Below are 24,294 nucleotides of genomic sequence, written 5' to 3'. Positions count from 1 at the left end.
CGGGCTTGCGCGGCCCGCACGCCCGGGTATTTTCGCCGCCATGACGACACCCCGACGCCGGACCCTTACGCTGCGCTCGCCCGAGGAAACAGCCGCCGTCGCCAGACGCATCGGGCAGGCCCTGACGGCGGGCGACGTGCTGCTGCTGTCCGGGGGCATCGGCGCCGGGAAGACGCATTTCGCGCGCGCGCTGATCCATGCGCTGCAAGACCCGCCCGAGGACGTGCCCTCGCCGACCTTCACGCTGGTCCAGACCTACGACACCACCGCCGGAGAGCTCTGGCACGCCGACCTCTACCGGCTGACCGGCCCCGGCGAGATCGAGGAGCTGGGCCTGCCGGAGGCCTTCGACAGCGCGATCTGCATCGTGGAGTGGCCCGACCGGCTGGGCGATCTCACCCCGCCGCAGGCGCTGTCGCTGTCCTTCGAGACCCTCGCCGAAGAAGACGCCCGGGCGCTGACCCTCAGCTGGACCGCGCCGCGCTGGGACACACTGGACACGGGGGCGGCATGCGCTTTCTGACCGATTGCGGCTGGGGCGGGGCCCGGCATGTGCCACTGGCGGGCGATGCCTCGTCCCGGCGCTACACGCGGCTGGTCCGCGACGGCGAAACGGCGATCCTGATGGAGGACCCCGAGGGCGACGTGACGCTTTTCGCCCGGCTGGCGCGGCATCTTTCGGGGCTGGGCCTGTCGGCACCGCGCATCCTGTCCGAAGACGGCGCGGCAGGGCTGCTTCTGATCGAGGATCTTGGCGACGGCTTGCTGGCGCGGCTGGCCACCGACGCCCGGACAGAGCGCGCGCTGTACCTTGTGGCGACAGAGGCGCTGGTGACGCTGCACCGCGCGCCGCCGCCCGACGGCCTGACCATGGCCACGCCGGACCACCTGACCGGCATGATCGACCTCGCCTTCCGGCACTACACCAAGGCCCCGGAGCTGCTGGCGCAGGCACAGGCGGCGCTGCACCCCCTGCTGGAGCAATACGCCCGGCCCGCCGAGGTGATGATCCTGCGCGACTACCATGCAGAGAACATCCTTCACCTGCCGGACCGGCCCGGCGCGGCGGCGGCGGGGCTGCTCGATTTCCAAGACGCGCTGGTCGGGCACCGGGCCTACGACCTTGTCTCTCTGCTGGAGGATGCCCGCCGCGACGTGGCCGAGGAAACCCGCGCCGCCTGCATTGCACACTACTTGCATGCAACGGGTGAGGCGCCCGAGACCTTCGCCGCCGCCTTCGCGGTTCTGGGGTTCCAGCGCAACCTGCGGATCCTCGGCATCTTTGCCCGGCTGGCCCGCGAACGGGCCAAACCGCATTACATCGACCTGATCCCGCGGGTCTGGGGGCATCTGGCCCGCGACCTGTCGCACCCGGTGCTTGCGCCGCTGAGGCCGGTGATCGCCGCCCTGCCGGCACCGACCGAAACCCATCTGGAAAGCCTGAAACCGTGATGCCCGATGCCGTGATGCTTTTCGCCGCCGGATTCGGCACGCGCATGGGCGCCCTGACCGCAGAGCGGCCCAAGCCGCTGATCGCGGTCGCGGGCCGTCCGCTGCTGGACCATGCCCTTGCCCTGACCGCAGGGGTCCCGACCCGCGTCGTGAACGCCCATTACCGCGCCGAACAGGTCATCGCGCATCTGAAGGACACCAACATCGCCGTCTCCGTCGAGACGCCGGAGATCCTCGACACCGGCGGGGGCCTGCGCCATGCGCTGCCCCTGCTTGGCACACAGCCTGTATACACGCTGAACACCGATGCCGTCTGGAGCGGCCCGAACCCGCTGGACCGGCTGGCCGCGGCATGGCAGCCGGATCGCATGGATGCGCTGCTGCTGTGCATCCCGCTGGACCGCGCGGTGGGGCGCAGCGGCGGCGGGGACTTTGCGCTGGGGCCGGACGGCGCCCTGATGCGCGGCGGCGACTTCGTCTATACCGGCGCCCAGATCGTCAAGACCGACGCCTTGGCCGGGATCGGGGAAAAAGCCTTTTCCCTCAATGTCCTGTGGAACCAGATGGCACAGGAAGGAAGGCTTTTCGGCACCGCCTATCCGGGCCGTTGGTGCGATGTCGGCCACCCCGAGGGCATCAGGCTGGCAGAAGAGATGCTGGCCGATGTTTGACGCCCCCGGCCCCCGTCTCTTCGGCACCGCGCCCGGCGTCGACTTCCCCCGCGCGCTGGTCCGGGGCCTGCGCGACCGCGTGCAGGGCCCACCCGAGGCCATGGCCCGGGTCGAGCTATACGTGAACACAACCCGGATGGCGCGGCGCCTGCGCGAGGTCTTCGACGCCGGCCCCGCCGCGCTTCTGCCCCGCGTGCGGCTTGTGACCGACCTCGCCGATCCGCTCAGCGCCGCCGAGCTGCCGGACCCCGTGCCGCCGCTGCGGCGCCGGCTGGAGCTGACCAACCTGGTATCCCGCCTGCTGGACGCGCAGCCAGACCTTGCGCCGCGCGCCGCGCTGTTCGATCTTGCCGACAGCCTTGCGACCCTGATGGAGGAAATGCAGGGCGAGGATGTCCCGCCGGAAAAGATCGCGGCTCTGGACGTCACCGACCAGTCGGGCCACTGGCAGCGCAGCCTTCAGTTCCTCAATATCGTGCAGGACTACTTTGGCGACGACACCGCCCCCGACGCGCAGGCCTTTGCCCGCCTTGCCCTGCGGATGCGGCTGGCCGCCTGGCAGGCCGATCCGCCGCAGCATCCCGTGCTGGTCGCGGGCTCGACCGGGTCGCGCGGCACCACGCACGAGCTGATGTGCGCCGTCGCCCGCCTGCCGCAGGGCGCGGTGCTGCTGCCCGGCTTCGACTTCGACCAGCCGCGCGCGGTCTGGGACAGGCTGAACGAGCCGCTGACCGGAGAGGACCACCCGCAGTTCCGCTTTGCCAAGCTGATGCAGGCGCTGGATCTGGCGCCCGGCGATGTGCTGCCCTGGACCGAGGACCCGGCCCCCGCCCCCGCGCGCAACCGCACCGTGTCGCTGGCGCTGCGGCCCGCGCCGGTGACGCACCAGTGGCTGGCGGAAGGCCCGGCTCTGCCGGATCTGCCCGGAGCCATGGAGGGCGTGACCCTGACCGAGGCGCCCAGCACGCGCGACGAGGCGCTGGCCATCGCGCTGCGCCTGCGGCAGGCGGTGCTGGACGGCCAGACCGCCGCGCTGATCACGCCGGACCGGATGCTGACGCGGCAGGTCACCTCGGCGCTGGACCGTTGGGACATCACGCCCGACGACAGCGCCGGAACGCCCGCCCAGCTGTCGCCCCCGGGGCGGCTGTTGCGGCATGTGGCAAGGCTGTTCGAGGCACCGCTGACCGCCGAGGCCCTGCTGACGCTGCTCAAGCACCCGCTGGTGCATCGCGGCGCCGGGCGCGGCCCGCACCTGCGCAACACCCGCGAGCTGGAACTGCACATTCGCCGCACCGGCATGCCCTTCCCCGACCCCGCCGCGCTGCTGGACTGGGGCACCGAAGTCGCCCCATGGACCGCGTGGGTCACCGGCCTGTGCGGGCAGGACCGGACGGGCAAGCGGTCCCTGGCGGACTGGCTGGCCGATCACATCGCCCTGGCGGAGCGCCTTGCGCGGGGGTCCGACAGCGAGGATGCCTCGGCACTCTGGGACGAGAACGCGGGCCGCACCGTGCGCGACGCCGTCGAGGCCCTGCGCGCCGAGGCGCATCGCGCCGCCGACCTGACCGCGCGCGACTATGCCGACCTCTTCGACGCGGTGCTGTCCCGCGCCGAGGTGCGCGACCGCGACGCCGCGCATCCGCTGGTGCTGATCTGGGGCACGCTCGAGGCGCGCGTCATGGGCGCCGACCTCTTGATCCTTGCGGGCCTGAACGAGGGCAGCTGGCCCGAAAGCCCCGGCGCCGACCCCTGGCTGAACCGGCAGATGCGGGCGCAGGCGGGGCTGTTGCTGCCGGAACGGCGCATCGGCCTCTCGGCGCATGACTTCCAGCAGGCGGTCGCCGCGCCCGAGGTCTGGCTGACCCGGTCGCTGAAATCCGACGACGCGGAAACCGTGCCCTCGCGCTGGGTGAACCGTCTGGTGAACCTGATGACCGGCCTGCCGCAACGGAACGGCCCGCAGGCGCTGGCCGCGATGCGGGCGCGCGGCGCGCACTGGCTGGCGCTGGCCCGCGCCGCCGAGGCGCCGATTGCGGCCGCGCCCGCGCACCGGCCCTCGCCCGCGCCGCCGCTGGAGGCGCGCCCGAAAAAGCTGTCGGTGACCGAGATCAAGCGCCTGATCCGCGACCCCTATGCGGTCTATGCCCGCCGCACGCTGGGGCTGAAGCCGATGGACCCGCTGATGCAGGCGCCCGATGCGCTGTTGCGCGGCATCCTGCTGCACGACATCCTCGAAACCTTCCTGACCGCCGCGCTGGAGGACCCCGCCCGCCTCGATGCCGCGACCCTGACGCAGATCGCCCGCGACAAGCTGGCCGAGGTGCCCTTTCCGACGACCCGCGCGCTGTGGCAGGCGCGCATCGCCCGGGTGGCGGCGTGGTTCGTCAGCACCGAACGCGCCCGGCAGGACCGCGCCACGCCCTCTGTCGCGAATTTCGAGAAGACCGGCGAGATCGTGGCGCAGGGCGTCACCCTGACCGGCAAGGCCGACCGCATCGACATCGACGACCGCGGCCTTGCGGTGATCTACGACTACAAGACCGGCGCCGCGCCCTCGAAATCCGAACAGGAGCATTTCGACAAGCAACTGCTGCTGGAGGCCGCGATGGTGCAGCGCCGCGCCTTCCCCGGCCTCGCGCCGCGCGACGTGGCGGGCGCCGTCTTCGTCTCGCTGAAACCGGGCGACCCGAAAGAGGTCCCCGCACCCTTGGACGTGGCCCCGCCCGAAAAGGTCTGGGAGGAGTTCATCGCCCTGCTGACCGCCTATGCGGACCGCGAAAAGGGCTATTCGGCGCGCCGGGCCCTGCAGAAGGACAATGACGTGTCGGACTACGACCACCTTGCCCGCTTCGGCGAATGGGACGTGACCGACCTGCCCGAAACCGAGGTGCTGGAATGATCCGCGACGAGGCCACCCAGCGGCAGGTGGACGCTGCCGAACCGGGCAATTCGACCTGGCTGGCCGCCAATGCCGGCTCGGGCAAGACCCGCGTGCTGACCGACCGGGTGGCGCGGCTGCTGCTGGAGGGCGTCGACCCCAGCCACATCCTTTGCCTGACCTACACCAAGGCCGCCGCGACCGAGATGCAGAACCGCCTGTTCCGGCGGCTGGGCGGCTGGGCGATGCTGGCAGAGCCGCTGCTGCGGGACGAATTGCGCGCCCTGGGGGCCGACGACCAGCTGGACACCGAGGCGCTGCAACAGGCGCGGACGCTGTTTGCCCGCGCCATCGAGACACCGGGCGGGCTGCGCATCCAGACGATTCACTCGTTCTGCGCGGCGCTGTTGCGGCGCTTCCCGCTGGAGGCCGGCGTCAGCCCGCAGTTCCAGGAGATGGAGGACCGCGCCGCCCAGCTGATGCGCGCCGAGCTGCTGGACCGCATGGCCGACGGGCCGCAGGCCGGGTTGGTGCACGGCATCGCGCCCTTCATCAGCATGGACGACGACACGCACAAGCTGCTGGCGCAGATCGCGGGCATGGCAGAAGATTTCGCCACGCCCCGCACGCCGCGGGACATCCGCGCCGCCTATGGGCTTGGCGCGGATCAGGACCACGCCGCGATGCTGGGGCAGGTCTTCCTCGGGTCCGAAACCGACCTCTGCGCCGCCCTGCAAGAGCCACTGAAGGCGGGCGGCAAGACCGACCAGACGCTGGCCGAGGGGCTGGCCGCCTGCACCGCGCCGGATTTGGCGGGCTTCGCGGCGCTGAAGTCCGCGCTGCTGACCGACGCGGGCACGATCCGCAAGACGCTGGGCACCAAGGGCGTGCGCACCGCGCATGGCACGCTGTTCGAAAAGCTCGACCAGCTGGCCGCCCGCGTCGAGGGCGCGCTGGAGGCCGAGCGCGCGCTGGCCTGTGCCGCGCGGGACATCGCCCTGCACGCCTTTGCGCAGGCCTTCCTGCCCGCCTATGCCGCCGAGAAAGAGCGGCGCGGCTGGCTGGATTTCGACGACCTGATCACCCGCGCCCGCGACCTGCTGTCCGATCCCAAGGTCGCGGACTGGGTGCTTTACCGGCTGGACGGCGGCATCGACCATATCCTTGTGGACGAGGCACAGGACACGTCCCCCGTGCAATGGCAGGTGATCGAGCGGCTGGCGCATGAGTTCACCTCGGGCGAGGGCGCGCGGGCCGAGGTCCGCCGCACGATCTTCGTCGTCGGTGACAAGAAACAGTCGATCTACAGCTTTCAGGGCGCCGACCCGTCCGAATTCGACCGCATGCGCGAGGATTTCGCCGACCGCCTGCGCCGCACCGATGCGCCGCTGGTGCCGATGACGCTGGAATTCTCCTTCCGCTCGGCGGAACCGATCCTGCGGCTGGTGGACAATACCTTCATGGACGCCGAGGCCTCGGGCTTTGCCGCCGACCAGAAGCACCGCGCCTTCAAGGCGGCGATGCCGGGCCGCGTCGATTTGTGGCCGGTGGTCGAGACCATCAAGGAAGAGAAGCCCGGCCCCTGGTTCGAACCCGTCGACCGCGTCGGCCAGACCCATGCCACGGTGATCCTGGCCCGCCGGGTGGCTCAGTTCGTCCGCCGCACCCTCGACGCGGGCACGCCGCTGCCGGTCGAACGGGGCCACAGCGGGGAATATCAGGCGCGGCCCGTGCATGCGGGCGATTTCCTGATCCTCGTGCGGTCGCGCGCGCGGCTTTTCAAGGAGATCATTCGCGCCTGCAAGCAGGAGGGCATTCCCATCGCGGGCGCCGACCGGCTGAAGGTCATGGCGGAACTGGCGGTGCGCGACATCATCGCGCTCTTGCGCTTTCTCGCCACGCCCGAGGACGACCTGTCGCTGGCCACGCTCTTGCGCTCGCCCCTGTTCGGCTGGTCCGAGCAGGCGTTGTTTACCCTGTCGCATGGCCGCAAGGGCTATCTGTGGGAAACACTGCGGGCGCGGCGCGAGGCCCACCCCGAAACGCTTGCGGTGCTGGACGACATGCTGGGGCAGACCGACTTCCTGCGCCCCTACGACCTGATCGAACGTCTGCTGACGCGCCACAGGGGGCGGCGCCTGCTGATCGGGCGGCTGGGGCCAGAGGCCGAGGACGGCGTCAACGCGCTGCTGCAACAGGCGCTGGCCTATGAACAAAGCGCCGTGCCCTCGCTGACCGGCTTCCTTGAATGGGCGCAGGCGGACGACCTGCAGATCAAGCGCGCGCCCGACAGCGCCGGAGAGGTGCTGCGCGTCATGACCGTGCATGGCGCCAAGGGGCTGGAGGCGCCCATCGTCATCCTGCCCGACTGCGCCCAGCCCGACACCGCCCTGCGCGGCACCTTCCTGACCGACGCGGACGGCCCGCTGTGGAAAGCCGGCGCGAAAGAGCAGCCCGCCCGCCAGACCGCCGCCGTCGAGGCCGCCAAGCTGAAAGAGGCGCAAGAGCGCGACCGCCTGCTCTATGTCGCCCTGACCCGGGCCGAGAAATGGCTGGTGGTGGCCGCTGCCGGGGAACTGGGCAAGGAGGGCCTGTCCTGGCACGAGAAGGTGCGCCGCGGGATGCAGGCCTCGGGCGCGGTCGAGCAGGTCTTCGACTTCGGAGAGACCGGCACCGAGACCGGCTTGCGGCTGGGAGAGGCGGATTTCGCCGCCCTGCCGCTGGTGACCCACGACCGGCCCGCGCCCGAAAGCGTCGTCCTGCCGCCGCAGCTGATGACCCCGGCCCCCACGCCGGAAAGGCGCGTCGGCACGCGCAGCCCCTCGGACCTTGGCGGCGCCAAGGCCCTGCCCGGCGCCTCGGGCGATACCGAGGACCGCGCCAAGCTGCGCGGGACGCTGGTGCATCTTTTCCTCGAACATCTCGCGCCGCTGGGGGCCGAGGCGCGCGGTGCGGCCTCCGAGCCGCTGGTGTCGTCGCTGTCGGACCAGCACGCGGCGACCTTCCCGGCAGAGGACTTGCGCGCCCTGCGCGACGAGGCCCTGACGCTGCTTTCCGCCCCCGCGCTGGCAGGGATCTTCGCCGCCGACGCGCTGGCCGAGGTGCCGGTGACCGCCGACCTCGGCCCCCTGGGCCGCGTGCATGGTGTCATCGACCGGCTGGTGGTCGCGCCCGACCGCGTGCTGGCGGTCGACTTCAAGACCAACCGCACGACGCCGGACAGCGCCGGGGATACGCCGGAAGGCCTGCTGCGGCAGATGGGTGCCTATGCCGCCGCGCTGGGGCAGCTGTACCCCGACCGGCGCGTCGAAACGGCGATCCTGTGGACATGCAGTGGGCAGCTCATGCCCCTGCCGCACGATCTTGTGACGGCGGCCTTGCAAAGGGCCGCGCTGCCTTGACCTTCACCCGGTGCGTCCATACCTTCCGCCTCCGGACACGCCGCCCAACGCCCAACCTGATAGGAGAGATCCCATGGCCACCGTTGCCGTCACCGACGATACCTTCGAGAGCGAAGTGAGGAATTCCGACCTGCCCGTGGTCGTCGACTTCTGGGCCGAGTGGTGCGGCCCCTGCAAGCAGATCGGCCCCGCCCTGGAAGAGCTGTCCGAAGAGATGGACGGCAAGGTGAAGATCGTGAAGATCGACGTCGACAGCAACCCCAACACCGCCGCCGCCATGGGCGTGCGCGGCATCCCCGCGCTGTTCATCTTCAAGGACGGCCAGCCGGTGTCGAACCGCGCCGGTGCCGCCCCCAAGGCCGCGCTGCAAAGCTGGATCACCGAAAGCATCTGAGCTTTCGCCTGACGAATAATGAAAGGCCCCGGCATCGCCCGGGGCTTTTTTATTGGCCGACAGACGGAAACCGCGCCATCGGCAGGCCGTGGTCCGGCAATCCGCCGTTTCAGGATGGCACTTTATCCCGGCCAAACCCGTACGACCTCACTCAGGTCGCGCAATCGACGGGCCCCGGGACGGCCCGTCGATGGCGCGGCGGCTTCGCCTTGATTCCGCGCCTGCTGGTCGATCGGTGCCTATCGCTCCTTGTAGAAGCGCCGTTTGGTCGATCGCGGCCGACAAGTCCTTGGGCAACCGCCCGCGAATTGAACCGGCCCGATCAATAAGGCCAACCCCCTCGCGTCACCCCTCCCCAAACACCCGCTCCGCCAGCCTGCCCAGCCGCTGCAGGCGCCGCGTCTGCCCCGCCGAGCGCGCCATGCGCCGCGCCGGGATCGCAGCCCAGTCCATCAGGAGGCGCACATGCAGCAGGTACTGCACCGAAGGATCCTCGGGGCCGACAAGATCGTATCCCTCGAAGAAGGCGGCCAGCAGGTCGGGCTGCACCACCGCCCCCGGCGGCAGCGCGTCCAGATCGGCGAAGACCCCGGTGTAATGCAGCAGCAGCCGCGCGATGTCGAAGCCCACCGGCGCCGTATGCAGCGCCGAGAAGTCGATGCCCCAGCTGTGCGCGCCGTCCAGCAGGATGTTGCGCAGGTGCATGTCGCCATGGGTGGCCGAGGATACCGTCTGCCGCCCCTCATGCACCCCGGCCAGCGCGATCACCGCCGCACCGTGGCGGGCGAACTCAGCGGGGCGGGCCAGCGCGATCTCTCCGGCCTCCTGCTGGCGCATCAAATGCCCCACATGGTCGCGCATGAAGCGTGGCTGAAAGACCCGCGCCTCGGTCCCGCTGGCGCGGTGAAAGGCCGCCAGCCAGCGCCCGGCGCGGCGCAGGACATCCGCCGCCTCGGCGCCATGGTCGAGCAGGTCATAGACCGTCCGCCCCGGCGCAGCCTGCATCAGCACGGCGCGCGCGCCGGTGTCGAAGGCCAGCAGCGCGGGCACAGCCTCGGCGCCGGTCGCCATGGCTTCGGCCGCGCGGGCCTGCGCCTGCACCAGCGTGACGAAGGGTTTCTCTGCGACCGGGTGGAAGATGCGCTTGAGGATCACCGCGCCCGCGGGCCCCTCGTATCGCATCACCACATGCCGGTGCGTGGCGGTGTCCTTGCGCCATGTGCGGGTGACAGCGTAGCCCCCCGGATCAAGCCCCGCATCCCGGGCCAGCCGCTCCCACACCGTGTGATCGGTTGGAATCTCCATTCAGATCAGTGCCTTGGCCCACCCCGGTTGCAATGGCAAACCATTGCACAGATATAGGTCTGAAAGGAAGGGATGCAGATGCAAGATAGCGATTTCCCCGGCTGGCACGGCACCACGATCATCGGCGTGCGCAAGGGCGGCAAGGTTGTCGTCGCGGGCGACGGACAGGTCAGCCTGGGCCAGACCGTGATCAAGGGCACCGCGCGCAAGGTGCGCCGCCTCTCGCCCGGCGGCTTCGACGTGGTGTGCGGGTTTGCGGGTTCGACCGCCGACGCCTTCACCCTGCTGGAGCGGCTGGAAACCAAGCTGGAGGCCACCCCCGGCCAGCTTCAGCGCGCCTGTGTCGAGCTGGCCAAGGACTGGCGCACCGACAAGTACCTGCAAAAGCTGGAGGCCATGCTGATCGTCACCGACGGCAAGGATCTTCTGGTCATCACCGGCGCGGGCGACGTGCTGGAACCCGAGCATGACGTCGCCGCCATCGGATCGGGCGGAAACTTCGCCCTCGCCGCGGCGCGCGGAATGATGGACAGCGACAAGGACGCCGAGACCGTGGCCCGCGACGCCATGGCCATCGCGGCTGACATCTGCGTCTACACCAATGGAAAGCTGACCGTGGAAACGATCGGCGGCTAAGAGTTTTGCAAAAACTCTTGGCATAATTCTTCGAAGAATTTTGGCACCAGGACCAACCCTCATGACAGATCTCACCCCCCGGGAAATCGTCTCGGAACTCGACCGTTTCATCATCGGGCAGGCCGAGGCCAAGCGCGCCGTCGCCGTGGCCCTGCGCAACCGCTGGAGGCGCAAGCAGCTGGGCGACGACCTTCGTGACGAGGTCTATCCCAAGAACATCCTGATGATCGGCCCCACCGGGGTCGGCAAGACCGAGATCAGCCGCCGCCTGGCGAAACTGGCGCGTGCGCCCTTCATCAAGGTCGAGGCGACCAAGTTCACCGAGGTCGGCTATGTCGGCCGGGACGTGGAACAGATCGTCCGTGACCTTGTCGACACCGCCATCGTGCAGACCCGCGAGTGGATGCGCGAGGACGTTAAGGCCCGCGCCCATCAGGCCGCCGAGGACCGCGTGATTGCCGCCATCGCCGGCGAAGGCGCCCGCGAGGGCACGCGCGAGATGTTCCGCAAGAAGCTGAAGGCCGGAGAGCTCGACGACACCGAGATCGAGATCGAGGTCAGCGAAAGCGCCAATCCCATGCCGATGATGGACCTGCCCGGCCAGCCCGGCGGCCAGATGGGCATGATGAACCTCGGCGATATCTTCGGGAAGGCCTTCGGCCAGCGCACCGTGAAGAAGCGCATGAGCGTGGCGGAAAGCTACGACGTGCTGATCGAGCAGGAGGCCGACAAGCTGCTGGACGACGAGGTGGTCAAGGCCGCCGCGCTGGAAGCGGTCGAGCAGAACGGCATCGTCTTCCTCGACGAGATCGACAAGGTCTGCGCCCGCTCCGACGCGCGCGGCGGCGATGTCAGCCGCGAGGGTGTGCAGCGCGACCTGCTGCCGCTGATCGAGGGCACGACCGTGTCGACCAAGCATGGCGCGGTGAAGACCGATCATATTCTCTTCATCGCCTCGGGCGCCTTCCACATCGCCAAACCCTCGGACCTGCTGCCCGAGCTTCAGGGCCGCCTGCCGATCCGCGTCACCCTGCGCGACCTGACAGAGGCGGATTTCGTCCGCATCCTGACCGAGACCGACAACGCCCTGACGCGCCAGTACACCGCGCTGATGGCCACCGAAGAGGTCACGGTCAGTTTCACCGACGACGGCATCGCCGCGCTGGCGCGCATCGCCGCCGAGGTGAACGGCTCGGTCGAGAACATCGGCGCGCGGCGGCTGTACACGGTGATCGAGCGGGTCTTCGAGGATCTCAGCTTTGACGCGCCGGACAAGGGCGGGCAAAGCGTCACCGTCGATGCGGGCTTTGTCGAGCAACACCTGGGCGAACTGACCCGGTCGACCGACCTCAGCCGCTACGTCTTGTAGGGCCGGGTTCCGCCCCCCTGAAAGCAGTTCGGGCGCCGAAATGGCGCCTGAACCGATTATGCGATCTTTTGAAAAGAGCCTTGGGGGATCAGGCCGTGTCGTCGTGCAGCGGAATGATGTTTCTCAGGCCGAAGTTCAGTCCGGCGGCGATCACCGTCATGACATGGATGCCCCGATCCATGATCTGCACGTCGGTATTGACGTTCTCGGGGTCGACGTGGTGGACCGACAGGCCATCGGCCGTCCCGTCGGCGGTGACATAGAGGATGACGTCCTCGGCCTCGTCGAACTCCGCGATGATGCGCACACTGTCCGGCCCCAGCGGTTCGCTCTGGTCCAGCATCTCGATGAAGCGGCGGTCATCGTCCAGCAGTTCGGCGCTGTCGCCGCCCGTCAGCATCTCGGCGTAGCTGTCCGGGGCGCTGGAATAGAGGTCGGCGGTCCGGTCGTCCCAGATCTCACGCGGCGCGGCCTGCCCCTCTGCCAAGTCCTCATCCTGCGCAAGGGCTTCCGCGGCCAGACGGTCGTCGATCTCGGCAAGATGCTCGGCCTCGCCAAGGCCCATCTGATAGCTCTTGTAGGCTTCCAGCAGCAGGTCGCCTTCTTCGGGGTCGGCGCGGCCTTCGAGGTCGAAGAACCCCGGTTGGTCAGAGGCCACGTCGAGGTCGAAGGTTGTCGAAGACCCGTCCACCGGTTCCTCGGCGGCGGCTTCCTCTGCTTCTTCGGTGATCGCGCTGCCAACGATGGCCATGCTGGCGGCGGCGAACACGCCCATTATGGTGATTGTTAACATGCGTTTCTCCTGCATCTCGCAACAATGATTATCCGGGGAATTGAGGCGAAATCTGGATGGAAACCCGGAATCTACTCGTCTTTAAGATGAAAAGAACAGTCGCGTTAACTATTCGTTTACGTATCCTGGACTCACGTCACTTTCGTGTTTTCAACGCCTTAACCCCCGCAAAATAGCTGCTTCTGGCAGACATGTGCCGATGAAGGCTATTCCACTCCCGTTTAACGGGTCCGTACCGACACAGAATTGCCCCATTCCTGCCCCCTGACCGGATCCGGCAAACAAGGATTGCGCCGCAATCTCGCCTTAATTGCGCCCGTCGGCGCCCGATTTCGACAACCTGAAGGTGTGCAGGTTCACCTTTGCGCACGATTTCCACGAATCATCGCGACAACCGTGCAGCCTCTGGTTGAATCTCGCTCAGGAGTGGTGGGCCCGCGCCCCGGTTTTGGAAACAATCCCGCGCCACAGGCAGGCCACGACCCGTCAACCGGCGGCGCCCTCGGGCCAAAGCAAAACGCCCCGCCGGAGATCGGCGGGGCGTTGCAATCCTTGGTCAGTCGTGGGCGCTTAGGCCATCCACCACCGTTCCGCCATGCGGGCGTTGTCCATCTGCCAGAGGTTGCCGACGGTTTCCGGCGTGGCGATCTTGTTGGAAATCGCCTCGACGAAGTTCGCGAACATCGGCAGGACCAACCCGCCGTCCGTGTTCAGGATCTGCTGCATCTCGAAATACATCTCGCGACGCTTGGCGCTGTCCAGTTCGGCGCGCGCCTCCAGCAGCAGGTCCTGGAACCTCTCGCTGTCCTCGCGGCCCCACTGGGTGTCGTTCCACGGCACACCTTCTTCGTAGGCGGAGGAGAACATCCAGTCCTCGGTGGCGCGGCCCGACCAGTAGCAGGCGCAGAAGGGCTTCTTGATCCAGACGTTGGACCAGTAGCCATCCGCCGGTTCCTGCACGACGTTGATGTTGATGCCCGCCGCCTTGGCCGAGGCCTGATACAGCTGCGCCGCATCCACCGCGCCGTCGAAGGCCGCCGAAGAGGCGGAAAGGTCGATGTCGAGCGACGTCATCCCGGCCTCTTTCAGGTAGAACTTCGCCTTGTCGGGATCGTAGGTCGTCTGCTCCATCTCGGCGTTGAAGTACTGGTTGGCCGGGCCGATGGGGCTGTCGTTGCCGACGCGACCGTGGCCCAGCAGGATCTTGTCGACCATCTCTTGCCGGTTGATCGAATGCTTCAGCGCGCGGCGCACGTTCACGTCGTTGAAGGGCGCGATATCGGTCAGCATCGGGAAGGTGAACTGCTGGTTGCCCGTCACCTCGTGGATGCGGATCATCGGGTTTGCCTTCAGCAGGGCCTCTGTCTTGAAGTCGATGCGGTTGATCGCATCCACCTGCCCGGTCATCAGCGCGTTCATCCGGGCGGTGTTGTCGTTGATCGCGATATACTCGATCTCGTCGAAGAAGCCCGCGGTGTCGCCCTTGTAGTGATCCGGGTAGCGGGTCGCCACCATGCGCGCGCCGGGTTCGAAGGACTGCACCTGGTAAAGGCCGGTGCCGATGCCCTTGGCGATGGCTTCCTCGATCTGGCCCGCCGGATACATCAGCAGGTGATAGTCGGACAGCAGGTAGGGGAAGTCGGCGTTGCCCGCCTCCAGCGTGAACTGGACCTGATGCTCGCCCAGCTTCTTCATTTCGGTGATGGCGCTGACGATGGGCTTGGCGGCGGATTTGGAATCCTCTGCGATGTGCAGTTGCAGGGATTCGATCACGTCGTCGGCGCCGAAGCTCTTGCCGTTGTGGAAGGTCACGCCCTGACGCAGGGTGAAGGTCCAGGTCTTGGCATCCGCCGAGGCATCCCAGCTTTCCGCCAGTTCACCCTTCAGCGAGCCGTCGGCGGCGTTCTCGGTCAGCGTGTCGAAGACCGCGCCCTGCGACGAGGCGATCATGAAGAGGTCGGAATGGGTCCGCCCGTCCCAGGAGTCGGAAGAGTTGGCCCCGTTCAGGCCGCAGCGCAGGCGCCCGCCCCGTTTGGCCTGAGCGCGCAACGGCAGGCCGGAGGCCGCCAGCACACCGGCGGCGGCACCGGTGGTCAGAAGTCCGCGTCTGGAAATGCGTGTCATCGTGAGGTCTCCCTGTTTTTGTCCCGGTGTCCCGATCTTGCCCTTAATTCTAAGGGTCGCGGGCCATCTTATCAACGGCGGCATCGCCGAGGTTCTCCGCGCCGCGTTCACGAAGCAGCGTGTTCAGCCAGTCCGGGTCCATCTCGGGGACCGAGGACAGCAGCAGGTCGGTGTAGGGGTGATGCGGCGGCTGGAACATCTCTGCCTTGGGGCCCTGTTCCACCACTGCGCCGTCCTTCATCACCACCACCTCGTCCGCAATGCTGCGCACCGTGGCAAGGTCATGGGTGATGAACATGTAACTGAGGTGACGCTCGTCCTGAAGCCGCGCCAGAAGGCGCAGGATGCCCTCGGCCACAAGCTGGTCGAGCGCGCTGGTGACCTCGTCGCAGATGATGAAGCGGGGTTCGGCGGCCAGCGCCCGGGCGATACCGACGCGCTGCTTCTGCCCGCCCGACAGTTCCGACGGCAGGCGGTGGAAGTATTGCGCGGCGGGCAGCTCGATCTCTTCCATCAGCTGCTCGACCCGGGCGCGTTTCTCGCGCCCCCTGAGGCCCATGTAGAACTCGATCGGGCGGCCGATGATCTCGCCGATGGTCTTGCGCGGGTTCAGCGCGGTATCGGCCATCTGGTAGATCATCTGGACCTGCCGCAGCTGCTCTTTGGTGCGTTTGCGATAGTCGGCGGGCAGCGGCACGCCATCCAGCTCGATCTGGCCGATGCGCGGCGGCAGAAGGCCGGTGATGCAGCGCGCCGTGGTCGATTTGCCGGACCCGCTTTCGCCCACGACGGCAACGGTGCGCCCGGCATGGATGTCGAAACTGACGCCGCGCAGCACATCGACGGTGCCATAGGCGGCAGTGACGTTCTGGACAGAGATCACCGGCGTCGCATCGACCCGGGGCGCCGGTTTGGCCGGGCGCTGGAATTCGCGCACCGCCCAGAGGCTTTTGGTATAGTCCTCCTGCGGGTCGGACAGCATCTTGCGCGTCTCGGCCTCTTCGACCTCGTCGCCTTTCAGCAGCACCTTGATGCGGTCGGCCATCTGCGCCACCACCGCAAGGTCGTGGGTGATGTAGATCGCCGCCGTGCCGAATTGCTCGACGATGTCACGGATGCTGGCCAGAACCTCGATCTGCGTGGTCACGTCCAGCGCGGTGGTGGGTTCGTCGAAGATGATCAGGTCGGGGCGGCAGGACATGGCCATGGCGGTCATGGCGCGCTGCAACTGCCCGCCGGACACCTGATGCGGATAGCGAAAGCCGATCTCGTCCGGGTTGGGCAGGCGCAGCTTGCGGTACAGCTCGATGCCGTCCTCGGCAGAGGCGGTGCGGCCCTCGACCCCGTGCTGCACGGGCGCCTCGGTGTGCTGGTCGATCAGCCGGTGCGCGGGGTTGAAGCTGGCGGCGGCGGATTGCGCGACATAGGCGATGCGCTTGCCCAGCAGGCGGCGCTTGTCATCGGCACTGGCAGAAAGCAGGTCGATGCCGTCGAACTCCACCGACCCGCCCGAGATCCGCACCCCGTCGCGGGTGAAACCCATGGCGGCAAGGCCCAGCGTCGACTTGCCCGCGCCGGATTCACCGATCAGGCCCAGCACCTCGCCCTTGTTCAGCGTCAGGTCCACGCCCTTGATGATCGGGGTCCATGTCTCGTCCGAGCGGCCCTCGATCTGCACGTCGCGCATGGTCAGGAGGGGTGTGGTCATGGTCTTTCTCCAGCCGTGCCGCCGGTCGAAGGGACCCGCCTTAAAACGCAGCCGGGGCGCCTGCGCCATTTCCGGTCTTGCAGCGGTCGAAGGTCAAGCGCCCGCCCGGCGGCACCGCCGGGCAGCCCCCGACCGCCCCCCCGGGCGGGGGCTTGGCCCCCACCCGCGGTCGCGGGCTGCCCTCTAAAGCCAATGTGGGCAGGATGCCCTGTCGGGGCGCAGGTCCGGTATGGCGCGGGCTCTTGCATGGCGCGACCCCCGCTCATTCCTTCAGCCCCGACGAGCGGTGCAGCATCCAGTCCACCACGAAGTTCACCGCCACGGTCAGCAGCGCGATGGCCCCGGCGGCCAGTAGCGGCGCGGCGGCAATCTGCGGCGCGAAGGCGGCGTAGTTGATGAAGGCCGCGAGGTCCTTGACCATGGTCCCCCAGTCCGCCAGCGGCGGCTGGATACCAAGGCCGAGGAAGCTGAGCGCCGAGATGGTCAGGAAGACAAAGCAGAAGCGCAGCCCGAATTCCGCCAGCAGGGGTGCGGTCGCGTTGGGCAGGATCTCCTTGAAGATCAGGTAGGGCAGCCCCTCGCCGCGCAGCTTGGCGGCCTCGATATAGTCCATCACCACGATGTTCATGCCCACCGCCCGCGCCAGCCGGAAGACCCGCGTCGAATCGATCACCGCGATGATCACCACCATGGCCACGGTCAGCCCCGCGCCGGACACCCAGGCCGAGGCCACGGTGATCAGCAGAAGCGAGAAGATCAGCGAGGGGATCGCCATCAGCACGTCGACCGCGCGGGACAGGATCTGGTCGGTCCAGCCCTGAAGCGTCGCGGCAAGGAACCCCAGAGAGCCGCCCAGGACGAAGGCCAGCACCGTCGTGGCAAAGGCGATGCCGACGGTGTTCTGCGCGCCGTAGATCAGGCGGGACAGGATGTCCCGGCCGATCTGGTCGGTGCCCAGCGGGAAATCCGGGTTGCCGCCCGTGGCCGGATTGCCGCCCGGCACCACGTTGGCCTGCGCAAAGACCTGTTCCTGCCCGTGCGGCGCGATCAGCCCGGCGAAGATCGCCAGCACCGCGTAGACGAGGATGACGAGGATCCCGAAAGAGGCCGTCAGCGGCATGCCGCGAAAGGCCTTGCGGGTCGCGCCGGTGCCCACCGACCGCCCCAGCAGGCGAAAGAGGAAGGCCGCGGCGGCGCCCACGGCGATGCCATGCACCGCCCAGCGGAAGTAGAGGACAGAGGCGCTTGGCGTGCCCGCCTCTGTCACCGCCGGTTGCAGGTACAGCCAGACACCCCCCAGCATCAGGGCCGCCGCCAGCGCATAGCCGAAAGCCACGGCATAGGGCATGTCGCGGAAATAGGGCTTGTTGCCCGTCGCCTGCTGCCCGGCGAAGCGGATCAGCCAGCCTGCCACGGCGACCCCCGCAAGGGCGGTCAGAAAGAAGGTCCAGCCGCTCATTTCGGATGCCTCAGGCGCGGGTTGGTCAGGATCGACAGGATGTCGGCGATCAGGTTCAGCAGGATGTAGGCAGCGGCAAAGATCAGGCAGCAGGCCTGCACCACCGGGATGTCGCGGATCTTCACGCTGTCCACGAACAACTGCCCGATGCCCGGGTAGACAAAGACCACCTCGACCACGACGACGCCGGTGATCAGATACGCGAGGTTCAGCGCGATCACGTTGATGATCGGCGCCAGCGCGTTCGGCAGCGCGTGGTGCACGATCACCCGCATCGGCTTCATCCCCTTCAGCCGCGCCATCTCGATATAGGGCGAGGCCAGCAGGTTGATGATCGCGGCCCGCGTCATCCGCATCATATGCGCGGTGACCACCAGCGTCAGCGTCAGCGCCGGCAGCAGCGTCTTGGTCAGCCGTTCGGAGAAGGAAATCCCCTCGTAGATGTTCGACAGCGAGGGCAGCACCGGGTTCAGCACCGCGAGGAAGAGGATCAGGATGTAGGCCAGAAAGAACTCGGGGCTGGAGATAGAGGTCAGCGTCGCCACGTTGGCCGCCTTGTCGAAGACCGAGTTGCGATAGAGCGCCGCCAGCACCCCCAGCGTGACCGCGAAGGGCACCGCGATGGCCGCCGTGACGCCCGCAAGGAACATGGTATTGGCAAAGCGCGGCGCGATCTGCTGCGCCACGGTGGTGCTGTTGCCGCTGCCTTCGCCCACGAAACTGGCAAAGTTCGCCTGTGCGAAGGAATTTCCAAGATCGCCGGTCAGCACACCGCCAAGCCAGTCAAAATAGCGAAGCACCGGGTTCTGATCCAGCCCCAGATCGCGGCGGATCGAGGCGACGGCTTCGGGGGTGGCGCCCTGCCCGAGGATGGCCTCGGCAAAGTCGCCGGGCAACATGTTCACCGCGGTGAAAATGACGATCGAGACGATGAACAGCGTCAGGACACCCAGCGCAAGACGCTGGAGTATGATTCGGAGAACCGGGTTCACGATACCTGTTGGTGTATGGTTTTTGTTGACTGACAAGTTAACAAAAACCGCTTCCAAGTAAACCTTTTGTTTCGAAGCCTTGAAAATTAGCCTGTCGAAAGATCATCCATGACGCGGACAAGCTCTGCGCTGATGCCCGGTTCGCTGAGCGCGTGCCCGGCGTTGCGGATCATCCGAAGCTCTCCGGCGGGCCATGCGCGCGACAGCTCCCACGCGCGGCGCGGCGGGCAGATCATGTCGTAGCGGCCCTGCACGATCACGCCGGGAATATCCGCGATCCGGTGGGCGTTTTTCAGGATCCAGCCGTCCTGTTCGAGAAAGCCGCGATTGGTGAAATAATGGTTCTCCAGCCGCGAGAAGGCGCGGGCGTAGTCGCCGGGCGCCTCGCCGCCCTGCCCGTTCGAATAGACCGAGGCCAGGGCGTTTTCCCACGACGACCACGCGCGGGCGTATTTCGTTTCAAGCCGCATGTCGCCGGAAAACAGCCGCCTGTGATAGGCGGCGATCAGGTCGTCACGCTCATCCTCGGGGATCAGCTCCACGAAGCGCGCCCATGTCTCGGGCCAGAACTGCCCGGCGCCGCCGCCGTAGAACCAGTCAAGCTCTGCCTCGGTCATCAGGAAGACGCCGCGCAGCACCAGCGCCCTTGCGCGTTCGGGGTGGGTGATCGCGTAGATCAGCGACAGCGTCGCGCCCCAGCTGCCGCCGAAGACGATGAAACGGTCGATGCCCAGCGTCTCGCGGATGGTCTCGATGTCGCTGACCAGATCCCAGGTCGTGTTGTCCCTGACCGAGGCGAAGGGCCGCGAGCGCCCGCAACCGCGCTGGTCGAACAGCACCACGCGGTAGACCTCCGGGTCGAAGTAGCGCCGCATCGCCGGGCTGCACCCGCCGCCCGGGCCGCCGTGCAGGACGATGACCGGAACCCCGTCGGGATTGCCGCATTCCTCGACATAAAGACTGTGCCCGCCCGAGACCTCCAGCCTATGCTGGGCGAAGGGGTCGATCGGCGGGTAAAGGTACTGCACTGCGCGCTTTTGGCCCGGGATTTTATCCATGTCTCACCTATATTGGCATCGAAGACCAAAAGACCATGGGGAATGTCATGACCGTCACGGTGGACGCCGGTGAAATTGCCAAGTTCGAGGCCATGGCCGCCGAGTGGTGGGACCCCAATGGCAAGTTCAAGCCGCTGCACATGATGAACCCGGTGCGGCTGGATTACATCTGCACCCAGATCGCCGGAGAATTCGACCGCAGCCTTGGCACCGACCGCCCCTTTGCCGGGCTGCGGGTGCTGGATATCGGTTGCGGCGGCGGCCTTCTGTCGGAACCCATGGCGCGGCTGGGCGCCGAGGTGGTGGGCGTCGACGCGGCGGAACGCAACATCCCCGTGGCCGAGGCGCATGCCCGCCAGTCGGGTCTGGCCATCGACTACCGCCATACCACCGCCGAGGCCATGGCCGCGGCGGGCGAGCGTTTCGACGTGGTGATGAACATGGAGGTGGTCGAGCATGTGGCCGACCCGCTGGCCTATCTGACCGCCTGCCGGCAGCTGCTGAAACCGGGCGGTCTGCACCTGTGTTCGACGATCAACCGCAATCCGAAGAGCTTTGCCGTGGCCATCCTTGGCGCCGAATATGTCATGCGCTGGCTGCCCAAGGGCACGCATGAATGGTCGAAGTTCATCACCCCGGACGAGCTTTACGACCTGATGGAACGCGCGGGCCTGAAGCCGGTGGACCGCAAGGGCTATGTCTTCAACCCGGTGTCGTGGAAATGGTCGATCTCGGACCGCGACCTGTCGGTGAACTACGTCACGGCGGCGCTGGCGCCTCATGGGCCAAGTGGCGCCTGAATGACCCACCTTTGCTGAATTGTTTCGCCCGACGGCAACGTCGGGCCGCGCCGGGCCGCCCCCACGGGGCGGCGCGATGCGCCACCCCTCGGACCGACGCTAGCAATCGACGGTAGGACGAACCTAGGCCTCCAGCCGCAGCCGCAGCTCGCGCAGGACCGGCAGGGCGGCCTTGACCTTGGCCTCTCCCAGATCGCCCAGCATCTCGTCGATCAGCGGGGTGATCGCCGCCAGCGCGGCATCGCGCGCCGCCCGCCCGGCGGGCGAGATCGAGACTAGCTTGCGCCGCGCATCGTCCCAGTCGGGGCGGATGTGGACGTATCCGGCAATCTCCAGCTTCGACAGGGTGTTGGTCATGGCGCCGCGCGTGACGTGGAAGGATTTCGCCAGTTGCGCCGGGGTCTTCTCGCCGCCGCGCGCAAGCTGGTTCAGCACCGAGAAATGCGAGATTTCCATCCGGTTCGGCAGCACCCGGGTCAGGCGCGACCGCAACAGCTGATCCGCCGTCAGAAGCTCTGAGAAAAGCGAGATCGCCAGCCCGCTCGTGTCGCTCATGCCAGCCCCCTGACGACCCTGTCATGGGTCAGAGAGGGCAGGCGGCGCCGGGCCTCTGTCACCGCTCCGGGGTCGAGATCGAGGCAGAACACCCCCGGTTCGGTCCCCGCATCCAGCAGGACGCGGCCCCATGGGTCGATCGCCATGCTGTGCCCGTAGGTGCGGCGCGTCCTGCCCGCCTGCGCGGCATGGCTGCCGGTCTGGGCCGGGGCCAGCACGTAGCAGCCGGTTTCGATGGCGCGCGCCTGCAACAAGGGCTGCCAGTGGTCCGGCCCGGTGCCGGGCGAAAAGGCCGAGGGCACGGTCAGCACGACCGCCCCGGCCTGCGCCAGCGCGCGGTACAGGTAGGCAAAGCGCAGGTCGTAGCAGACCGTCAGGCCCACGGCGCCAAAGGGTGTCTGCGCCAGAACCGCGCGGTCGCCGGGCGCGAACCCCGCCGATTCGCGGTAAGTTTCCGTCTCGCAGACCTGCACGTCGAACATGTGCATCTTGTCGTAGCGCGCGACGATGCCGCCATCGGGCGCGATCAGCAGCGAGCGGTTGGCAAAGCGCGGCTCGGGCGGGTCGGACTTCACCGCGACAGAGCCCAGCAGCAGCCAGATCCCCAGCGCCGCCGCCTCTTCCCGGCAGCCCGCGATGAAGGCATCCTCGGCCTCGGGGCGCAGCACGGCGGTCTGCCGCGCGCGGTCCATGGAGACGCAGTTGCTCACCTCGGGGGTCAGCACGAAACCGGCCCCCTGCCCCGCCGCCTCGCGCAGCATGGCGCGCACCGTCACAAGGTTGGCGGCGGGATCGTCCGAAGACGTCAGCTGCAACAGCGCCGCGCGCATCAGCCCGCGAGCATCGGGTCAAGCTTGCCGGCGCGCTCAAGCTCGTAAAGCTCGTCGCAGCCGCCGACATGGGTGCCGCCGATGAAGATCTGCGGCACCGTGTGCCGGCCATGCGCGCGGTCCATCATCTCGGGCTTGCGGGCCGGGTGGCGCAGCACGTCGACCTCGGTGAAGGTGACGCCCTTCTTGGTCAACAGCCGCTTCGCCGCGTGGCAGAAGCCGCACAGCGGCGAGGTATAGATTTCGACGTCCTGCATCGGGTTCTCCGGGATCGTGGTGGTCCCGACAGACTTAAGGCTCTTTTGCAACACGCGCCAGAACGCAGGTGAAAACTTCTTTTGCGCCCGCAGCATGGCAGGCCTCTGTCGCGGCGGCCAGCGTGGCGCCAGAGGTCATGACGTCGTCGATGACCATCACCGGGCGGTCGGCCAGCAGGGCGCGGCGGGCGGGCCGGACCCCGATCACCCCCTCCAGCACCGCAAAGCGTTCGTCGCGGCTGCGCCCGTCAAGGCTTGGCGTGGGCTGCCTGCGCTCCAGCGCGTCGGGGCAGAAGACAATGCCCATTTCCTCGGCCATGGCCCCGGCCAGCAGCGCCGACTGGTTGTAGCGCCGCGCGATATGGCGGTGATGGTGCAGCGGGACCGGCAAAAGCAGCAGGTCGCCGCGGTGCAGGTCGCGCGCCGCCCGTGCCATCCAGCGCGCGGCGGGGCGCGCGATGTCGTGGCGGTCGCCGTGCTTCAGCGCCAGCACCAGCCGCCGCCCGATGCCCCGGTACAGCAGCGCCGCCCGCCCCTGCGCCCAGGGCCTGCCGATGCGCAGGCAGTCGTCGCAATGCTCCGCCCGGTCCGACAGCCCCGGCAGCGGCACCCCGCAGAGGTCGCAGGCCAGCCCTGCCACGAAGGGCGTGTCCCGCCAGCAGGCGCCGCACAGCCCGAAGTCGCTGTCCACCAGCCCGCCGCAGGACAGGCAGCGCGGCGGGTAGACCATCTGCACCAACGTTTGCATGCCCGCGCGGATCGCCCTATCTGCCCGCATATGTCCACGACTCCCCGACTGACAGACCATCCCGCCCTGACCCGGCACCGCGCCCGGGCGGCCAGGGCCCCGGCCCTGTTCCTGCACGACTCGGCCTGCGACGAGGCTCAGGATCGGCTGGCCATGGTTAACAGGGCCTTTACGGATGTGGTCATCGTGACACCCTGGCCGCAGGTCTGGGCGCCGCACTTCCCTGCGGCGCGCATCGTGCCGGACGCCGAGACGCTGGACCTGGCCGAAGGCTCTGCCGATCTGGTGATCCACGCGCTGGCGCTGCATTGGGCCGACGATCCGGTGGGCCAGATGATCCAGTGCCGCCGCGCGCTGCGGCCCGACGGGCTGTTCCTTGGCCTGACCTTCGCGGGCCGCACGCTGCACGAATTGCGCGCCGCGCTGTCGCAGGCAGAGACCGAGGTCTGCGGCGGATTGTCCCCCCGGGTCGCGCCGATGGCCGAAATCCGCGACCTTGGCGCCCTGATGCAGCGCGCCGGGCTGGCCCTGCCGGTGGCCGATGCCGCCACCCTGACCGCCAGTTACGAAAGCGCCCTGCACCTGATGCGCGACCTGCGCGCGATGGGCGAAGGCAACGCGCTGGCCGCCCGCCACCGCCGAATCCCGCCCCGGGCCCTGTTTCCAAGGGCCGCGGCGCTTTATGCGCAGGCCTTCGCCCTGCCGGACGGGCGCGTGCCCGCAACCTTCGAGATCATCACCCTGACCGGCTGGGCCCCGGACGCCAGCCAGCCGCAACCGCTGCGCCCGGGCTCTGCCTCGGCCCGCTTGGCGGACGCCCTGGGCACGCCCGAGCAGCCGTTGAAAGATTGACCTATCGGC

General features: G+C 68.1%; 21 protein-coding genes. 10 read left to right on the top strand and 11 right to left on the bottom strand.

Going from position 1 to position 24,294, the window contains the following annotated elements; translation table 11 throughout:
* Positions 1-40 precede the first annotated feature (40 nt).
* The 6 genes from tsaE (at position 41) to trxA (ending at position 8,799) form a co-directional block, all read left to right on the top strand.
* Positions 41-523, top strand: coding sequence for a tRNA (adenosine(37)-N6)-threonylcarbamoyltransferase complex ATPase subunit type 1 TsaE (tsaE, locus tag ACN5KJ_RS06180; RefSeq protein ID WP_206562860.1), 483 nt, complete (start codon positions 41-43; stop codon positions 521-523).
* Positions 511-1,452: an aminoglycoside phosphotransferase family protein gene (locus ACN5KJ_RS06175; protein WP_418592669.1), complete on the top strand. Its 942-nt coding sequence runs from the start codon at positions 511-513 to the stop codon at positions 1,450-1,452. Before tsaE ends, ACN5KJ_RS06175 begins: the two co-directional genes overlap by 13 nt.
* A complete protein-coding gene (locus tag ACN5KJ_RS06170) occupies positions 1,452-2,123 on the top strand; it encodes a nucleotidyltransferase family protein (RefSeq protein WP_418592934.1) in 672 nt (223 codons plus the stop codon). The genes ACN5KJ_RS06175 and ACN5KJ_RS06170 overlap by 1 nt, the downstream gene beginning before the upstream one ends.
* Positions 2,116-5,025: a double-strand break repair protein AddB gene (gene addB / locus ACN5KJ_RS06165; protein WP_418592667.1), complete on the top strand. Its 2,910-nt coding sequence runs from the start codon at positions 2,116-2,118 to the stop codon at positions 5,023-5,025. Before ACN5KJ_RS06170 ends, addB begins: the two co-directional genes overlap by 8 nt.
* Positions 5,022-8,405 (top strand): double-strand break repair helicase AddA, encoded by a 3,384-nt coding sequence (gene addA, locus ACN5KJ_RS06160; protein ID WP_418592665.1) that lies wholly within the window; start codon positions 5,022-5,024, stop codon positions 8,403-8,405. Before addB ends, addA begins: the two co-directional genes overlap by 4 nt.
* Positions 8,406-8,478: 73 nt before the next feature.
* Positions 8,479-8,799 (top strand): thioredoxin, encoded by a 321-nt coding sequence (gene trxA, locus ACN5KJ_RS06155; RefSeq protein ID WP_347166365.1) that lies wholly within the window; start codon positions 8,479-8,481, stop codon positions 8,797-8,799.
* 345 nt (positions 8,800-9,144) lie between these two features.
* Here trxA and ACN5KJ_RS06150 read toward each other — a convergent pair whose 3' ends face one another.
* The gene (locus ACN5KJ_RS06150) at positions 9,145-10,104 is read right to left on the bottom strand and encodes a phosphotransferase (RefSeq protein ID WP_418592664.1); all 960 of its coding nucleotides are present in this window, start codon (positions 10,102-10,104) and stop codon (positions 9,145-9,147) included.
* A 78-nt stretch (positions 10,105-10,182) separates the two neighbouring features.
* Between ACN5KJ_RS06150 and hslV the strand changes: the two genes are divergently transcribed.
* Both hslV and hslU read left to right on the top strand, forming a co-directional pair.
* Entirely contained in the window at positions 10,183-10,740 is a 558-nt protein-coding gene (hslV, locus tag ACN5KJ_RS06145; protein WP_347166363.1) for an ATP-dependent protease subunit HslV, read from the top strand.
* Positions 10,741-10,801: 61 nt separating this feature from the next.
* Complete coding sequence (hslU, locus tag ACN5KJ_RS06140; RefSeq protein ID WP_418592662.1) at positions 10,802-12,109, top strand: ATP-dependent protease ATPase subunit HslU; 1,308 nt, start codon at positions 10,802-10,804, stop codon at positions 12,107-12,109.
* 88 nt (positions 12,110-12,197) lie between these two features.
* Here the strand turns inward: hslU and ACN5KJ_RS06135 are convergent, their stop codons facing one another.
* The 6 genes from ACN5KJ_RS06135 to pip form a co-directional block, all read right to left on the bottom strand.
* Positions 12,198-12,902 (bottom strand): hypothetical protein, encoded by a 705-nt coding sequence (locus ACN5KJ_RS06135; RefSeq protein ID WP_418592660.1) that lies wholly within the window; start codon positions 12,900-12,902, stop codon positions 12,198-12,200.
* Between the two features lie 570 nt (positions 12,903-13,472).
* Complete coding sequence (locus ACN5KJ_RS06130) at positions 13,473-15,026, bottom strand: ABC transporter substrate-binding protein (RefSeq protein ID WP_418592658.1); 1,554 nt, start codon at positions 15,024-15,026, stop codon at positions 13,473-13,475.
* Between the two features lie 49 nt (positions 15,027-15,075).
* Complete coding sequence (locus ACN5KJ_RS06125; protein ID WP_418592657.1) at positions 15,076-16,734, bottom strand: ABC transporter ATP-binding protein; 1,659 nt, start codon at positions 16,732-16,734, stop codon at positions 15,076-15,078.
* Positions 16,735-16,996: 262 nt separating this feature from the next.
* Entirely contained in the window at positions 16,997-18,193 is a 1,197-nt protein-coding gene (locus ACN5KJ_RS06120; protein WP_418592656.1) for an ABC transporter permease, read from the bottom strand.
* The gene (locus tag ACN5KJ_RS06115) at positions 18,190-19,185 is read right to left on the bottom strand and encodes an ABC transporter permease (RefSeq protein ID WP_418592654.1); all 996 of its coding nucleotides are present in this window, start codon (positions 19,183-19,185) and stop codon (positions 18,190-18,192) included. The genes ACN5KJ_RS06120 and ACN5KJ_RS06115 overlap by 4 nt, the downstream gene beginning before the upstream one ends.
* Positions 19,186-19,271: 86 nt before the next feature.
* Complete coding sequence (pip, locus tag ACN5KJ_RS06110) at positions 19,272-20,243, bottom strand: prolyl aminopeptidase (protein ID WP_418592652.1); 972 nt, start codon at positions 20,241-20,243, stop codon at positions 19,272-19,274.
* A gap of 47 nt (positions 20,244-20,290) precedes the next feature.
* Between pip and ubiG the strand changes: the two genes are divergently transcribed.
* A complete protein-coding gene (gene ubiG / locus ACN5KJ_RS06105) occupies positions 20,291-21,043 on the top strand; it encodes a bifunctional 2-polyprenyl-6-hydroxyphenol methylase/3-demethylubiquinol 3-O-methyltransferase UbiG (protein WP_418592650.1) in 753 nt (250 codons plus the stop codon).
* Between the two features lie 123 nt (positions 21,044-21,166).
* On the opposite strand, the gene ACN5KJ_RS06100 is transcribed toward ubiG, so the two are convergent.
* Genes ACN5KJ_RS06100 through ACN5KJ_RS06085 form a run of 4 tightly spaced genes read right to left on the bottom strand, consistent with a single transcriptional unit; the run spans position 21,167 to position 23,433 of the window.
* Positions 21,167-21,598, bottom strand: a complete 432-nt coding sequence (locus ACN5KJ_RS06100; protein ID WP_206562845.1) for a MarR family transcriptional regulator — start codon at positions 21,596-21,598, stop codon at positions 21,167-21,169.
* Entirely contained in the window at positions 21,595-22,428 is an 834-nt protein-coding gene (locus ACN5KJ_RS06095; protein ID WP_418592648.1) for a carbon-nitrogen hydrolase family protein, read from the bottom strand. Before ACN5KJ_RS06095 ends, ACN5KJ_RS06100 begins: the two co-directional genes overlap by 4 nt.
* On the bottom strand, positions 22,428-22,685 hold the full coding sequence (grxC, locus tag ACN5KJ_RS06090) for a glutaredoxin 3 (protein WP_418592647.1): 258 nt from the start codon (positions 22,683-22,685) through the stop codon (positions 22,428-22,430). The genes ACN5KJ_RS06095 and grxC overlap by 1 nt, the downstream gene beginning before the upstream one ends.
* A gap of 34 nt (positions 22,686-22,719) precedes the next feature.
* The gene (locus ACN5KJ_RS06085; RefSeq protein WP_418592645.1) at positions 22,720-23,433 is read right to left on the bottom strand and encodes a ComF family protein; all 714 of its coding nucleotides are present in this window, start codon (positions 23,431-23,433) and stop codon (positions 22,720-22,722) included.
* Between the two features lie 30 nt (positions 23,434-23,463).
* Here ACN5KJ_RS06085 and ACN5KJ_RS06080 point away from each other — a divergent pair, with 30 nt between their 5' ends.
* Positions 23,464-24,285: a methyltransferase domain-containing protein gene (locus tag ACN5KJ_RS06080; RefSeq protein WP_418592643.1), complete on the top strand. Its 822-nt coding sequence runs from the start codon at positions 23,464-23,466 to the stop codon at positions 24,283-24,285.
* Positions 24,286-24,294: the final 9 nt, after the last annotated feature.

This window comes from Ponticoccus sp. (in: a-proteobacteria), from assembly GCF_048381735.1.
This window is presented reverse-complemented; position numbering and strand designations above follow the sequence as displayed.

Excerpts from the sequence above, each read along its gene's own strand:
- tsaE (WP_206562860.1), top strand. The coding sequence starts at position 41 with ATGACGACACCCCGACGCCGGACCCTTACGCTGCGCTCGCCCGAGGAA.
- ACN5KJ_RS06175 (WP_418592669.1), top strand. The coding sequence starts at position 511 with ATGCGCTTTCTGACCGATTGCGGCTGGGGCGGGGCCCGGCATGTGCCA.
- ACN5KJ_RS06170 (WP_418592934.1), top strand. The coding sequence starts at position 1,452 with ATGCCCGATGCCGTGATGCTTTTCGCCGCCGGATTCGGCACGCGCATG.
- addB (WP_418592667.1), top strand. The coding sequence starts at position 2,116 with ATGTTTGACGCCCCCGGCCCCCGTCTCTTCGGCACCGCGCCCGGCGTC.
- addA (WP_418592665.1), top strand. The coding sequence starts at position 5,022 with ATGATCCGCGACGAGGCCACCCAGCGGCAGGTGGACGCTGCCGAACCG.
- trxA (WP_347166365.1), top strand. The coding sequence starts at position 8,479 with ATGGCCACCGTTGCCGTCACCGACGATACCTTCGAGAGCGAAGTGAGG.
- ACN5KJ_RS06150 (WP_418592664.1), bottom strand. The coding sequence starts at position 10,104 with ATGGAGATTCCAACCGATCACACGGTGTGGGAGCGGCTGGCCCGGGAT.
- hslV (WP_347166363.1), top strand. The coding sequence starts at position 10,183 with ATGCAAGATAGCGATTTCCCCGGCTGGCACGGCACCACGATCATCGGC.
- hslU (WP_418592662.1), top strand. The coding sequence starts at position 10,802 with ATGACAGATCTCACCCCCCGGGAAATCGTCTCGGAACTCGACCGTTTC.
- ACN5KJ_RS06135 (WP_418592660.1), bottom strand. The coding sequence starts at position 12,902 with ATGTTAACAATCACCATAATGGGCGTGTTCGCCGCCGCCAGCATGGCC.
- ACN5KJ_RS06130 (WP_418592658.1), bottom strand. The coding sequence starts at position 15,026 with ATGACACGCATTTCCAGACGCGGACTTCTGACCACCGGTGCCGCCGCC.
- ACN5KJ_RS06125 (WP_418592657.1), bottom strand. The coding sequence starts at position 16,734 with ATGACCACACCCCTCCTGACCATGCGCGACGTGCAGATCGAGGGCCGC.
- ACN5KJ_RS06120 (WP_418592656.1), bottom strand. The coding sequence starts at position 18,193 with ATGAGCGGCTGGACCTTCTTTCTGACCGCCCTTGCGGGGGTCGCCGTG.
- pip (WP_418592652.1), bottom strand. The coding sequence starts at position 20,243 with ATGGATAAAATCCCGGGCCAAAAGCGCGCAGTGCAGTACCTTTACCCG.
- ubiG (WP_418592650.1), top strand. The coding sequence starts at position 20,291 with ATGACCGTCACGGTGGACGCCGGTGAAATTGCCAAGTTCGAGGCCATG.
- ACN5KJ_RS06100 (WP_206562845.1), bottom strand. The coding sequence starts at position 21,598 with ATGAGCGACACGAGCGGGCTGGCGATCTCGCTTTTCTCAGAGCTTCTG.
- ACN5KJ_RS06095 (WP_418592648.1), bottom strand. The coding sequence starts at position 22,428 with ATGCGCGCGGCGCTGTTGCAGCTGACGTCTTCGGACGATCCCGCCGCC.
- grxC (WP_418592647.1), bottom strand. The coding sequence starts at position 22,685 with ATGCAGGACGTCGAAATCTATACCTCGCCGCTGTGCGGCTTCTGCCAC.
- ACN5KJ_RS06085 (WP_418592645.1), bottom strand. The coding sequence starts at position 23,433 with ATGCAAACGTTGGTGCAGATGGTCTACCCGCCGCGCTGCCTGTCCTGC.
- ACN5KJ_RS06080 (WP_418592643.1), top strand. The coding sequence starts at position 23,464 with ATGTCCACGACTCCCCGACTGACAGACCATCCCGCCCTGACCCGGCAC.